This is a genomic window from Rothia sp. L_38, assembly GCF_050689125.1.
Classification (GTDB): domain Bacteria; phylum Actinomycetota; class Actinomycetes; order Actinomycetales; family Micrococcaceae; genus Rothia.
Genome location: NZ_JBOEQD010000001.1, coordinates 234,513 through 248,590 on the forward strand (window position 1 = coordinate 234,513; position 14,078 = coordinate 248,590).

At 63.9% G+C, this 14,078-nt stretch carries 10 protein-coding genes; 8 read left to right on the forward strand and 2 right to left on the reverse strand.

Annotation, left to right across the window (positions count from 1 at the left end; translation table 11 throughout):
* The 7 genes from hemG to hemL all read left to right on the forward strand — a co-directional run bounded on the left by hemG (window position 1) and on the right by hemL (window position 8,120).
* Window positions 1-1,464, forward strand: coding sequence for a protoporphyrinogen oxidase (gene hemG, locus ACRCJM_RS01055; protein ID WP_431463457.1), 1,464 nt, complete (start codon window positions 1-3; stop codon window positions 1,462-1,464).
* Window positions 1,465-1,509: 45 nt separating this feature from the next.
* Window positions 1,510-2,370, forward strand: coding sequence for a hydrogen peroxide-dependent heme synthase (hemQ, locus tag ACRCJM_RS01060; RefSeq protein ID WP_431463458.1), 861 nt, complete (start codon window positions 1,510-1,512; stop codon window positions 2,368-2,370).
* Window positions 2,370-3,671 carry a ferrochelatase gene (locus tag ACRCJM_RS01065; protein ID WP_431463459.1) on the forward strand — a complete coding sequence of 434 codons (1,302 nt, stop codon included), beginning with the start codon at window positions 2,370-2,372 and terminating at the stop codon, window positions 3,669-3,671. Before hemQ ends, ACRCJM_RS01065 begins: the two co-directional genes overlap by 1 nt.
* Before the next feature lie 244 nt (window positions 3,672-3,915).
* Entirely contained in the window at window positions 3,916-4,923 is a 1,008-nt protein-coding gene (gene hemC / locus ACRCJM_RS01070) for a hydroxymethylbilane synthase (protein ID WP_431463460.1), read from the forward strand.
* A 4-nt stretch (window positions 4,924-4,927) separates the two neighbouring features.
* On the forward strand, window positions 4,928-5,749 hold the full coding sequence (locus ACRCJM_RS01075) for a uroporphyrinogen-III synthase (protein ID WP_431463461.1): 822 nt from the start codon (window positions 4,928-4,930) through the stop codon (window positions 5,747-5,749).
* A gap of 32 nt (window positions 5,750-5,781) precedes the next feature.
* On the forward strand, window positions 5,782-6,789 hold the full coding sequence (hemB, locus tag ACRCJM_RS01080) for a porphobilinogen synthase (protein WP_431463462.1): 1,008 nt from the start codon (window positions 5,782-5,784) through the stop codon (window positions 6,787-6,789).
* 5 nt (window positions 6,790-6,794) lie between these two features.
* On the forward strand, window positions 6,795-8,120 hold the full coding sequence (gene hemL / locus ACRCJM_RS01085) for a glutamate-1-semialdehyde 2,1-aminomutase (RefSeq protein WP_431463463.1): 1,326 nt from the start codon (window positions 6,795-6,797) through the stop codon (window positions 8,118-8,120).
* Window positions 8,121-8,289: 169 nt separating this feature from the next.
* On the opposite strand, the gene ACRCJM_RS01090 is transcribed toward hemL, so the two are convergent.
* Window positions 8,290-9,627 (reverse strand): threonine/serine ThrE exporter family protein, encoded by a 1,338-nt coding sequence (locus ACRCJM_RS01090; RefSeq protein ID WP_431463464.1) that lies wholly within the window; start codon window positions 9,625-9,627, stop codon window positions 8,290-8,292.
* A gap of 143 nt (window positions 9,628-9,770) precedes the next feature.
* Window positions 9,771-10,457, reverse strand: a complete 687-nt coding sequence (locus ACRCJM_RS01095) for a 3'-5' exonuclease (RefSeq protein ID WP_185174396.1) — start codon at window positions 10,455-10,457, stop codon at window positions 9,771-9,773.
* A 140-nt stretch (window positions 10,458-10,597) separates the two neighbouring features.
* Here ACRCJM_RS01095 and ACRCJM_RS01100 point away from each other — a divergent pair, with 140 nt between their 5' ends.
* Complete coding sequence (locus ACRCJM_RS01100) at window positions 10,598-14,074, forward strand: ATP-dependent helicase (protein WP_431463465.1); 3,477 nt, start codon at window positions 10,598-10,600, stop codon at window positions 14,072-14,074.
* Window positions 14,075-14,078: the final 4 nt, after the last annotated feature.

Consider the following 14,078-nt stretch of genomic DNA (forward strand, 5'->3'; position numbering starts at 1 on the left):
ATGGCACAGCACCAGCACCTGCACAACACCGCCCTGGTCATCGGCGGTGGCATCTCGGGCCTGCTTGCAGCCCGTGAACTAGCCCGGGCCGGGAAAAAAGTGACCCTGGTGGAGCGCGAAAGCCACCTGGGCGGGGCCGTTGGTGCCCACCAGCTCGCCGGTCTGGTGCTGGATTCCGGTGCTGAGTCTTTTGCAACCCGCACCACCGCGGTGCGGGATCTGCTCACGGACCTGGGCCTTGCCGACCGCATCGTTAATCCCGAACCTCTGGGCTCCTGGCTTTATCTGCCCACCGGACCCTACCCCTCGCCGTCCACCGGCGTGCTGGGTATACCCGGTAGCCTCGAAGACCCGAATCTCAAGAAAATTCTGGGCCGGGCAGGCTACCGGCGGGCCAAACTTGATGCCATGCTCCCTCGATCTGCTGGATCTACCGCTAAGACCCTGGGCGAGCTGGTGCGGGTGCGCCTGGGGCAGCAAGTGCTCGACCAGCTGGTAGCCCCGGTGGTCTCCGGCGTGCACTCGGTTCACCCCGACCAGCTCGAAATCGCCACCATCGCCCCGGGCCTGCTGACCGGCCTGCGAGAGCTCGGCTCTCTCACCGCCGCTAGCGCCCGCCTTCGAGCTGCTTCACCGGCAGGCTCCCAGGTTGCCGGTATCGAAGGGGGCATGAACCAGCTCTCCGAAGCCCTGGTCGATGATCTGTTGCGCCAGCGCGTGCGTATTGTGAGCGGCTTCGACACTATCGCCGTGGACCGCGACCCCGTGACCGGTAGCTGGACGGCTATCCAGCGTCAGCCCGAATATGGCGAAAAGTCAGCCATGATCCGCGGTGAGTTACTGGTCGTTGCCACCGACGCCCAGACCTCTATCCGGCTGCTCGGCCCCCACCTGCCGGCCTCCGCCCTGCCCGCTGTTGCCCCCGGCCCCGAAGTTGCCCTGGTCTCCCTGGTTCTTGACCAGCCCGACCTGGATGCCGCCCCGCGCGGCACCGGGCTACTGGTCAGCGAGGCCGCTACAGGTGTCCGCGCCAAAGCTCTCACCCACGCCACCGCCAAGTGGGCCTGGGTAGCGGAGCGGGCAGGGCAGGGGCGGCACGTGGTGCGGCTGTCCTACGGGCGCGGCAAGGAGCACGACACCTCGCCCCTCTCAGAGTTAGCCCTGCACGATGACCAGCTGGTCACCCTTGGCCTCCACGACGCCGCCCACCTCCTGGGTGTTCCCATCACCAAGAGCCACCTGGTGGCCGCGGACGTCGTGCGCTGGCGCAGCGCCCTGCCCTCCACCACCCCGGGGCACAAGGACCGCGTCACTGCCTTCCGCACCGCCCTCGCCGACCTGCCAGGTGCCACCGCCGTTGGAGCCTGGATTGCCGGAACCGGTCTGGCCGCTGTCACCGCAGACACCCAGGAACATCTGGGGCGCTTCATCCAGAAAAACACCGACACATCAGCTACCGACTAGGTAGCGGCTACTCGCTCTCAACGTCCCACATCGAAAGGTAAGACCATGTCACACCACGGTAACCCTGCAGAACACCCCCACAGCGCCAGCTCATACGGCAGAGCAGGCCACGGCTCAGCTGGCCACGGCGCTTACAGCCACGGCGGTAGCGGCCACGGCGGCCGTCCGCCCATGCCCACCGCCAAAGACGCGGCAGGTAAAATTCAGGGCCAGCGCCCCGGCGAAGTAGCCGAAGGCGACAGCCAGTTCCACTACGCCCTCTACACCGTTTTTGCCCGCGAAGGTGCAGCCGACCCCGCCACTACCGGCGCTGAGGCAACCGCCGAACTCGAAGCCCTGGTTGCTGAGCTCGAAGCCAAGGGCGTGATTACCCGCGGCTTCTACGACGTCTCAGCCATGCGCAACGACGCTGATGTGATGGTCTGGGTGCACGGCGCTGTGCCCGAAGACCTGCAGGCAGCAATCCGCAGCTTCCGCCGCACCGCAGCTTTCTCGGGCACCAAGATTGTCTGGTCAACCATGGGCGTACACCGCGACGCCGAATTCTCAGCCGGTCACACCCCCACCTTCGCCAAGGGCATCGCCCCCGAACGCTGGGTCTGCGTCTACCCCTTCGTGCGCTCCTACGACTGGTACACCATCAACCCCGAAAAGCGCCGCGAGGTCATGAAAAACCACGGCATGAAGGGCATTGACTTCCCCGAGGTGCTGCCCAACACCATCGCCACCTTTGGCCTGAACGACTACGAATGGCTCATCGCCCTCGAAGCCCCCGAACTGGTACTCCTCGTTGACATCATGCGCTCCTTCCGCAACACCGAAGCCCGCCACTTCGTACGCGAAGAAGTTCCCTTCTACACCGGCCGCCGCATTGAGGCCGCCGAGGTTGCCCAGGTGATCGCATAATGACTGTCCAGCTCCCTAACGACATCATCCCCAACCAGACCGACCCGGCCAACACCGCCTCCAACGGCCCGGCCGTGCTCGATGAGAGCACTATCGGCACCTACACCAGCGAGCGTACTCTCACCCGCCCCCGCGCGTCCGCCCCGCAGGACTATGACCTGGTGATTCTGTCCTCCTTCGGCGGCCCCGAGGGACAGGACGACGTCATCCCCTTCCTGCGCAACGTCACCGCCGGCCGCGGCATCCCCGACGAACGCCTGGAAGAAGTCGCCACCCACTACCGGGCCAACGGCGGCGTCTCACCCATCAACGAGCAGAACCGCGCCCTGCTGGCCGCCTTACGCGAGGCTATGGCCGAAAAGGGCCCGGACATCGAGATCACCTGGGCTAACCGCAACTGGGAGCCCTACGTCAACGACGTGGTCCAGAAGGCCTATGACGAGGGCAAACGCAAGATTCTTGTGCTGGCTACCAGCGCCTACCCCGGCTACTCCTCCTGCCGCCAGTACCGCGAAGACTACGGAATCGCCCTCGAAAAGCTGGGCCTAGACGGCAAACTGCAGATCGACAAGGTCCGCCAGTTCTGGGACACCCCCGGCTTCATCCAGCCCTTCATCGACGGCCTGGTTGAGGGGCTCGCGGACGTCCGCGCCCAGCTCGCTGCCGCCCAGCAGGCTGCCGCGGGTAACGGAAAAATCCGTATCATGTTCTGCACCCACTCCGTACCCACCAGCGCAGCCAACGAGGCAGGCCCCCGTGGCGTCGACTACGAAGGCGGCTCCGCCTACGTCGAAAAGCACCTGGAAGCTGCCCGCGCCGTCCTCGCCGGCGTCCAGGCCGTTGACCCCGCCCTCCTCGATGAAGTCGACTGGGAACTGGTCTACCAGTCCCGTTCCGGCCCGCCCTCCATGCCCTGGCTCGAACCCGACGTCAACGACGCCCTCGAAGCCCTCGACGGTAAGGTCGACGGCATCGTGCTCGTGCCCCTCGGCTTCGTCTCAGACCACATGGAAGTCAAATGGGACCTCGACACCGAAGCCCTCGACACCTGCAAGCGCCTCGGCTTCGCAGCAACCCGCACCCCCACCCCCGGCACCCACCCCGCCTACGTTGAAGGCCTGCGCCAGCTGATTGCTGAACGCGTCGCCTCCACCGCCCCCGCCCAGAACGCCGACGGCGTACAGGCAGCCCGCGTCTCCGTCTGCGGCGGAAACGGCTGGTTCGACGCCTGCAACCCCGACTGCTGCAAGTCCCAGCGCCCCGGCTCCGAGAAGCCGGTGATTGCTGATTACAAGGGCTAGTAGGCTGGACTGGTAGGCGGCAGGGGCAAGTTGGTGCGGTGCGTAAGCGTGCGCCGTTTCCATCTTGCTTCTAGCTCGGGGGCGCGGGGACGCGCTTTTGCCGACTAACCTTCTTGAGCTCGCGCTGGGGCGCTCGCTCAATTCATGCCAGCCCCAGCCAGTCGGCTCCAAGCGCGTCCCCGCGCCCCCTCTACAACACGGTGGCTTAAAGATTTCAGATAAAGATTGCACGAAAGGACGCTCATTGGCAGCTCGAACATTTACCGTAGGTACGCGCGGGTCGGCTCTTGCGACCACCCAGACTGGCTGGGCTGTTCAGCGTATGCGGGAGGCGACCGGCATTGAGCTAGAGACCGTCACCGTCAAAACTGAGGGGGACGTGCTCACCGGCCCCCTGTCTCAGCTGGGTGGTACCGGTGTTTTTGCCGCGACCCTGCGCTCCCGTCTGCTCGATGGGGGAGTGGATGTGGCCGTCCATTCCCTGAAAGATCTGCCCAGTGCGCCCTGCCCGGGGCTGACCGTCGCTGCCACCCCGGAGCGGGAGGACCCCCGCGACGCCCTGTGTGCCCGGGACGGTCTGACCCTCGATACCCTGCCTGCTGGTGCCCGGGTGGGTACGGGGTCGCCGCGGCGGGCCGCCCAGCTGTTGGCTATCCGTCCTGACCTCACCATTGTTGATATCCGCGGTAATGTGGGTACCCGCCTGGCCCGTGTGGCTGGTAATGAGCACTACGGAGTGGGTGCCCACGGCCTGCACGGTGAGAAGAAGCTTGGCGCTATCACCGGTGACTGCGATGCGGTTGTGCTGGCTGCTGCCGGTCTGCACCGCCTGGGCCTCGCTGAGACCATCACCGAGTACCTGGGGGTTGACAGGGTTGTGCCCGCTCCCGGCCAGGGAGCTCTCGCTATCGAAATTCGTACCGACGATGCCGGCGAGCAAACAGAGCTGGGGCAGGCTGTAGCCGCTGTCAACCATACCGAAACCCAGCTGGCTGTGACCGCTGAGCGTGCCCTGCTCCGCCGTCTTGAAGCGGGCTGTGCCGCCCCCATTGGGGCTTACGCCCTGGTGGACGCTGGCCAGCTCGTCCTTAACATCGCTGTGGCTAATACCGACGGCACCGAGCTGCTGCGGCACACCGTGCAGACAGAGACCCTGTCGGTAGAAGCTGCCGCTTTTCTTGGCACCCAGGCTGCCGATGACCTGCTGGGCATGGGCGCTGCAGCCCTCGCCGGTCTTGAAGGCGGTGCCTAGAGCTATGACTACCTATCTCATTACCCGCACCCCGGCTAAGGCTGCCGCGCTGACCAGCGTTCTTCTGGAACAGGACGCCGAAGCGCAGCTGCTCTACGCCCCCATTCTTGACCCCGTAGGCACCGAACCAGAAGACTGGGAAGAAGTCGCCTTCGCCCTGATCCGCGGGGAATTCTCTTGGGTCACTTTCACCTCGGTCAACGGGGTACTGGGCCTAGACGCCCTGGCACAGGGGCTAGGCCAAAGCCTGGTCGAGCTGTTAGGCGCTGCCCAGGTTGCAGCCGTCGGTCGGGCTACCGAGGCAGCCCTGGTTGAGCGGGGCCTGCTGGTCGACTTCGTGCCCGAAACCCAGTCAGCAGCCGGAATGGTCGACGAATGGCTGATCGACGAAGAATGGGACAACCCCATGGACGAAACCATCTTGGCCGTCCAGGGAACCACAGCTTCCCCGACCCTTGAAGAAGGGCTCACCGACTACGGCTACACCGTAGCCACCCTACCGGTCTACGATATGCTGCCCTACCCAGCAGAGAACCCCCTGACCGAGCAGAACCCCGCTGACCTTGACGCTCCGTCAGGTTCCGCGCTCACCCTGGGCGAGGCTGTCACCGCGCTCGCTACCACCGACGTCCTGATTGCAACCTCGCCCCTGCTGTTGCAGACCCTAGCGGACGCCGCCGGCAGCACCCTGCCCCCCACCGTTGCCATCGGGGCCAGCACCGAAGCCGCAGCCCGCAACCTACCCGAGCAGCAGCGTCCTGCCACCATCACCGTGGCGGCAAGCCCCGCCGCCGCAGACCTGGCAGCAGCCGCCCTCGCCCTCTAAGCTAAAAAGACACCTACCTGTCAAGGAAGACCATGTTTGAACCCTCAGCCCTCCCGGTGCGTCCCCGCCGCCTGCGCACCACCGGCCCCATGCGGGCCCTGACCGCCGAAACCGCCCTAACCCCGGCTAACCTGGTGCAGGTGCTCTTCGTGCGCGACGGAATTGAGGAGCCCGTTGCCATCGAATCCATGCCCGGCCAGTATCAGCACACCCTGGAGACCGTTATCGACGAGGTACAAAAAGCCGTGGACGCCGGCGTGCGCTGCATTGACCTCTTCGGCGTGCCCCGCGATGAAGATAAGGACGCAGCCGGTTCAGCAGCCTGGGCCGAAGACGGTATTCTCAACCGGGCTATCCGCGCTGTGCGCCAGCACTTCGGCGACTCGGTGGTCGTCATGGCAGATACCTGCCTCGACGAATTCACCGACCACGGCCACTGCGGCCCCCTGATCGAAGATGCCTTCGGTAACACCGTCGTTGATAATGACGCCGCCGTGGAGTCCTACTGCAAGATGGCGGTTTCCCAGGCGCGCGCCGGTGCCCACACCGTCAGCCCCTCCGGCATGATGGACGGCCAAATCGCCGCCATGCGCACCGCCCTCGACGAAGCCGGCTTCACCGACGTTTCTATCTTGGCCTACTCCGCCAAATACGCTTCGGCCTTCTTCGGCCCCTTCCGCGATGCGGTGGGCTCCACCTTCACCGGCGACCGCAAAACCTACCAGCAGGACCCCGTCAACCGCCGGGAATCCCTCTACGAAGTCCAGCTCGATATCGAGCAGGGCGCCGATATGGTCATGGTCAAGCCCGCCACCGCCTACCTGGACATCGTGCGCGAAGTCGCCGACTTCTCGCCCGTCCCTGTTGCGGCCTACCATGTCTCCGGCGAATACGCCATGATTGAAGCTGCTGCCGCCGCCGGCTGGATCGACCGCAAGGCTGTAGCCCTCGAAGCCCTCATGGGCATCCGCCGAGCAGGTGCCTCCATCATCCTGACCTACTACGCCACCGAAGCCGCCACCTGGCTCAACGAAAGGTAAACCCCTTGACCGTCTCAGAAGACCTCTTTGCCCGCTCCACCCGCGTCATTCCCGGCGGTGTCAACTCACCTGTGCGCGCCTTCAACTCCGTTGGCGGCACCCCCGCCTTCATGGTGGAAGCCTCCGGCCCCTACCTGACCGACGCGGACGGCCACAACTACGTCGACCTGGTCTGCTCCTGGGGCCCGGCCCTGCTCGGCCACAAGCACACCGGCGTCATCGAAGCCGTGCACGCAGCGGTTGAACACGGCCTCTCCTTCGGCGCCTCAACCGCCGCCGAAACCGAACTGGCTGAACTCGTAGTTGACCGCATCAACGCCGTAGCCCCCGGAACCATCGACCAGATCCGCATGGTCTCCACCGGCACCGAAGCAACCATGACCGCCATCCGCCTGGCCCGCGGCTACACCGGCCGCGACAAGATCATTAAGTTCGCCGGTTGCTACCACGGCCACGTCGATGCTCTGCTCTCAGAAGCTGGCTCCGGCGTCGCAACCCTGGCCCTGCCCGGCTCGGCAGGCGTCACCGCTGCTACCGCCGCCGAAACTATCGTCCTTCCCTACAACGATGAGGACGCCGTCCGCGCAGCTTTTGCCGCCAACCCCGGCGAAATTGCCGCCATCATCACCGAAGCAGCCCCCTGCAACATGGGCGTTGTGACCCCTGCTGAGGGCTTCAACGCCTTCCTGCGCGAGATCACCCGCGAACAGGGTGCCCTCATGATTTTTGACGAGGTGCTGACCGGCTTCCGCGTCTCATCCGCAGGCTACTGGGGCTACTCCGCACCCGCAGAAGGTAACTGGGCCCCCGACATCTTCACCTTCGGCAAGGTAATCGGCGGCGGTATGCCCATGGCTGCCCTGGGTGGTAAGCGCGAAGTCATGGAATACCTGGCTCCGCTGGGCCCTGTCTACCAGGCAGGTACCCTCTCCGGTAACCCCATCGCCATGGCCGCCGGTCTGGCTACCCTCAAGGCCGCTGACGCCACCGTCTACGAAACCATTGACGCCCGCTCAGCCCAGCTGCAGGCCGCCCTGGTCGAAGCCTTCAACGCTGCCGGGGTCAACCACTCCATCCAGACCGCAGGCAACCTCTTCTCCGTTGCCTTTGGTACCGCTGATACGGGCGTGCACAACTACGAAGACATCAAGGCATCAGAAACCTACCGCTACAATGCCTTCTTCCACTCCATGCTGAACTCCGGCATCTACCTGCCCCCCAGCGCCTTCGAAGCTTGGTTCCTGTCAGCAGCCCACGATGACGCCGCCATGGACCGCATCATCGCGGCCCTGCCCGACGCCGCCCGAGCAGCGGCGGAGGCGACAGCCTAGAGAGGACCAAATTAAATCAGTTCGGAACGTTAGATAGTGAGGTGAAGAAGGCTCGCGCTCGCTGCCGACCCTCTCGCTGGTTCGCTTCGCTCACAAGCGATTCACGCCAGCCGCCGAGCCAGCAGCTTCGCTGCGAGCCTTCTTCACCTACTTCTGCGTGTAAGTTTCCTTATCTCATGTGCCCCTGCGGCAGGGTGGCCAGGTTCTGGGTGTCGCGGTCGTAGAGCCAGTTCTTGTCCATGAGCAGGCGGGACAGGGCCAGACCCATTCCTAGAGCAGCGAAGATGAGCAGGACCTGCACGAAGCTGGCTAGGGCCTCATTGACATCGCCGTTAGAGAAGTGGGCCATGGACATGTAAAACATGACACCGGGAACCATGGTGACGGTAGCCGGCACCGCCAGGGAGATGCGGGAAACCCGGCGGGCGTGGAGGGGAGCGACGATTTCTGAGAGTACCCCGGCGGTAAATACGGCCAGGGCGATGGCGAGGTGGGGCGCCCACCCGGCCTCTACCAGCCAGATACGACCCGGGTTTACGATTGCGGCGATTGCCCCTGCCCAGGTGCAGGAGAGGGGAGTCGCTGAGAAAAGCATGGCGAAGCCGAAGGCGGCGGTGAAGGAAGCCAGCATCTGGAGAATCAGGAGCAGCCAGAACCCCAGGTGCGGGGCTGGGGCCTGCTCTAGGGGCAGGCTAAAGACCAGGGAGATGAGCCAGACCGAAAAGGACGCACTACCCAGGAGCAGGGCAACATAGGTGAGGCGGGAGATGCCGGAGGAGAAGTCCATGCGGGCTATTTCTAGCATGCCGGTGACCAGGGGGAAGCCCGGTACCAGGTAGAGAATTGAGGATATAAAGCCCACCAGGTGGTTATCCGCGATGAGACCGGGGGCGATAAGCGCCGACATGACCCCCACATAGATACCGGCTGAGAGCAGGCCGCAGAGCATCCAGACCGCCATATGGTTGAGACCCCGGTGGGCTAGTGTGGAGCGTAGGAGCTGGCCGGCGAAGGCCGCGATGAGAACGACTGAGCATTCAATGACCCCGCCCCGGTTGAGGAAGGCGAAGGCTGCACAGGCTAGGGCTGCAGCGAGAGCTAGGAGCCAGGGGGCGTAGAGAGGCTTTTCTTTCTCAATGCGGGTGAGTGTTGCGTCGGCTAGAGCTGGGTCGATGCGTTCGGGCAGGGATGAGACGAAGTCGCTGAGCAGGTCGATTTTGTAGGCGGAGATTCCCTTGACGCGGGTTTCTGCAATCTCGGTGCGGAAGTTGCCGCCAGAGTAGGCGGTGGTGGAGAGTTCGGTGAAGTGGACCTGGGCGTGATGTTCTTCAAGTCCTACGGCTTTGGCCAGGCGGGACATGGAGGTTTTGACGCGGTAGGCGCTGGCTCCAGATTTCATGAGGAGTAGGCCTAGCTTGAGGACGACCGCTGATTGGGCTACCAGTTCTTTGTGCTGGTTGCGGGTGGAGCCGAGGTAGATGCTGTTGGTGGGCGCGGGCTCGTTCACGGTCATCCTTGCGGTTGTGGTGTATCTGCTCCTTTAAATCTAGTAGAGGGAGGGTAGAAAAGGACGCCGGTGGGCAGGTGACGGTGCTCAAGGCACCTACCTGCCTACCGGCGTTCTGACGGAGCGTTCACGCTACCTGAACCTTAGTCGGTGCGCACCGGCCAGGCGCCGCTGACGTCCGCCTGCTTGCCAATGCGGTTGAAGTAGTCCTGCAGCTCGGCTGCCTGCTCAGCTGCCCAGGTAATCTGCTGCTCGTGCAGGGCTGTAGCAGGCTGTTCGATCTCTTCGTATTCAAAGCTCATAGCCGTCAGTAGGCGCTCAGCTGCCAGGGCGTCGTCCTTCGAGGTGTGGGCGTTTTCTAGCTCCACGCTGTATTCGCTGGCCAGCACTTCCAGGGTGCGCTTGCCCTTCTTGAACTTGTGCACGTGCTTATTGATGACCAGGGGGTCAAGCACGGGGTAGCAAGTCAGCGGCGGGTACCCGTAGCGGGCCAGCTCAAAATGCAGCACCGAGAAATCGTAGGCAGCGTTAAAGGCGATGACGGGAACACCGTCGGCAAAGAGGCCGCCCAGAGCCATAGCCACCTCGTAGGCCACCTGCTGGGCAGGCTTGCCGTGCTCACGGGCATACTCGGTGGTAATGCCGTGAATAGCGGACGCCTGCTCAGGAATCTCAACCCCGGGGTCAGCCAGCCATTCCCCGGCGCGCAACACCTCGCCATCCGGAGAAACCAAGACCAAAGAAGCCGTGACGATGCGGGCAGTCTTAGGGTCGATACCTGTTGTCTCAAGATCGAAAGTGGCGCGGGGAAGCTCGGTCCATGAAGTCATACCTTCGATAGTAGCGACAGAAGTAGCGCCACAAAAATATTTGGGGCAGGTGGCGCCCAGGCTCTTAAAATGTCAGCCACCTATGATGAACTTGGAATACAGTGAGAACCTCGGCCACGACAAAAGATGGGGAGTGCACGGTGACACACGAGCAGTTAGAGACTCAGGGCGCTACCTTGCTTCTGGGCGCGCCCGGCAGCGGTAAAACCCAGGCCCTGTTAGAGGCAGCTACCGAATTCATTGAGCAGGGCAAAGACCCTGCCCGCCTGCTGGTGCTCACCCCCTCACGCGTCAGCGCAACCAGGTTCCGAGAAGCGCTTTCAGCCCGCATCACCGCAACAGTCTCAACCGCCCCGGTGCGAGCCTGGCAGGCTTACGCCTTTGACCTGCTGCGACGGGCCCATATCGAGGGGTATCTACCTCACCTGGACTTCACCCCCAAGCTCCTCTCAGGCCCTGAGCAGGACGTCCTGATTAAAGAACTCCTCGACGGCCACCGCAGCGGTGAAGGCTCTAGCATTATCTGGCCCGATGACCTCCGTGAAGCCCTTGAAACCCGCGGTTTCCGCCACGAGGTGCGAGACTTCTTTGACCGCATGGCCGAATACGATCTCACAGCCTCAGCAGTTGCAGACCTAGCGCAGCGCTTCGACCGCCCCGAGTGGCGGGCCCTGGCTAAGCTCTACACCGAATACCGCCAGGTGCGCGCCCTCCGCGCCCCGCATGCTTTCGACCCCGCAGCCCTTATCCACGAGGCCACCAAGACCCTGCTAGCCCACCCCGATGTGCTGAGTGCAGAACGCGCCCGCTTTGACCTGGTGCTCATTGACGACGTGCAAGAACTCACTCCCTCTATCTACCGGCTGCTGGCTGTTCTAACCGGCAGGTCAGCAGAGTACCTGCGTGCCACAGCTAGCAACTCACTGGCCGCTGGGGCAGATGGCGAACCCGCAGACCTAGACGGCCTTCTTGTCTCAGGTCCGGCAGCGGTCATGACCTGCTGCACCGATACGGTCGTGCAGGGCTTCCGCGGAGCCAGCCCCCAGCTGGCAGCCGACCTCCCCGATATCTTCCCCTCTCTCGTTACAGAAGAGCTCACCACGAGCTGGCGCATGGCACCAGTTATCGCCGAGCGCTGGGCAGAACTGGCCTCCCGCCTACCCGTTGTGCCCCGGGCAGCCCACCGGCGCGTCCTTACCCCCGCTCCGCAGGAGCCCAGCGAAGAAGCCCTCCTGCCGGTCGGGGACGACGGTGCCCTGCTAAACCCCGCAAAAGCAGCAGAACCAGACCCCGAGGTGCTGGGGCTGGTTGTAGAAACCCCCCAGCAGGAAAACCAGCTGCTAGCCCAAATGATTCTTGAAGACCACCTCTATCGTGGCAGGGCCTACCAGCGTAGCGCTATTATCGTGCGAAACGGCTCAGACGTCACCCGGCTCAAACGAGCCCTCATTAACCTGGGTGTTCCCGTACAAACAGCAGCTTCTATCACCCCCGTGCGCGATGAACCTGCCGCCCGCCCCTTCCTTGATGCCCTGGGGCTAATCCTGCACACCCGGCGCCTACGGGCTACAGAGCGGGCCACGAGCCCTCACGACGCAGAGACAGAGCTATCAGCTACCCAGCAAGCAAACACCTGGGGCCTGGGCGCTGATACCGCGGTTTCCCTGCTGACCTCCCGTCTGGGTGGGGCCTCGACCATGGACGTGCGTCGTTTACGCCAGCGTCTCCGCGCAGAAGAACTGCGCGCCGGGGGCACCCGCGACAGCGATGCCCTCCTAGTTGAAGCCCTAGTCAACCCCCAACTACTGCCCACCGGCGAAAGCAGCGCTGCTGCCCGCCGCCTGGGCCGGGTACTCACCGCAGGCGATAAAGCCCTCGACCAGCCCGGCGCTACCGCCGAAACCGTGCTCTGGGCACTCTGGGAGGCCTCAGAACTCGCCCCCCTCTGGAAAGCCCAGTCCCTCTCAGGCGGTGCAGGAGCCGACCGAGCCGGGCGAGACATCGACGCCATGATAGGCCTGTTTGAGGCAGCCGAACGCTACACCGACCAGATGCCGGGAGCCACCGCCGAACAGTTCTTGGCCTACATCGATGCCCAAGACCTACCCATGGATACCCTGGCAGAGCGCACCAACCACCGCGACGCCGTAGAAATCATGACCCCCGCTCTCGCCGCAGGGCGCGAATGGGACACCGTCTACATCGCCGGCTTGCAAGATGGCACCTGGCCGAACACCACCGTCCGCGGCTCCCTACTGGGAACCCTCGACCTTGTGGACGCAGCTACCGGGCGCCTGGATACAAACGGGCGCAATAACGGTGGGGGAGTAGCTCCCGGCTATTCGCTCCTTGAACGCCTACGCTCCAACCGTTTCGACGAGTTCCGTATGTTCGCCACAGCAACCTCACGAGCCCGCTCCCGGGTAGTCTGCACCGCTGTATCTTCTGCCGATCAGGCCCCCAGCGAGCTGATCGATATCTTTGCCCCGGCCCCCGGTGGCGAGCGTCCCCTCACCGAGGTCCGCCGCCCCATGACCCTGCGCTCGCTGGTTGCCGAACTGCGCCAGTGGTCAGAAGCCCAGCATATTTCACCGGCGAAAGCCGATGCCGCTGCCCGCCTGCTGGGCCGACTCGCTGACCCTGAGCAGACCTCCGGGCTGAACCTACCCGGTGCCCACCCCCGTTCCTGGTGGGGGTTGTTGCCCCTGTCCTCACTGGCTCCGGCCTTTGAAGGGGACGGGCCGATTCCGGTATCGCCGTCTCAGATTGAAAAGATTCACCGCTCGCCCCTGGACTGGTTTGTAGCTGCCTCCCGTGCTGAAGCTGCTACCGACGCCTCGCGATCGCTGGGCACTCTCATCCACGCCATTTGCGAAGATATGCCCGATGGGAACGGAACCGACCTGCGCGACGAGCTCCACCGCCGCCTACCCCAGCTAGGGCTTCCTGACACCTGGGAGAGCCAGAAGATGGTGGAGCGGGCTGAGGGCATGCTCCAGAAGTTTGCTGACTACGTGCGAGACCTCAAGGGTAAAGGACGCTCCCTGGTGGGTGTCGAGGGTTCCTTTAGTGTGTTGGTGCCCGGCCCCGCCAAGGACGCCCTGCTGTCGGGGCGTGTAGACCGCATCGAGGTAGACCAGGTAGGGCGCTTCATTATCATCGATCTAAAGACCGGTAAGAGTAAACCCAGTAAGGCAGATCTTGAACAGCACCCGCAGCTCGCTGCCTACCAGGTTGCTCTTGAAGCCGGTGCAGGGGCGCTGATGCAGCAGGCTCTACAGCACGATGCCCTAGCCCAGAAAGAGGGTGAGCAGCCAGCGAAGCCGCAACCGAACCAGGTGCCGGTACTCGACGGGCTCCACGAGCTTTCTGGCGGTGCCCTGCTTCTACAAATTGGTGGGACCACGAAGAGCTACTCCGAGCAGGAGCAGGCCCCGCTGACCGCTGAAAGTACCTGGGCTGTTGAACTTATCAACCGGGCTGCCGAACTGATTGCAGGGGAGCACCTGCAGGCTCGGCATACCGCAGGTGGCCCCTTTGGCATCGGCTGTGCCCTCCCCGATATTTGCCCCATCTGCTCACGGGGCCGCGCTATCACCGTCCGCCCCGCCCAGTAAGGCA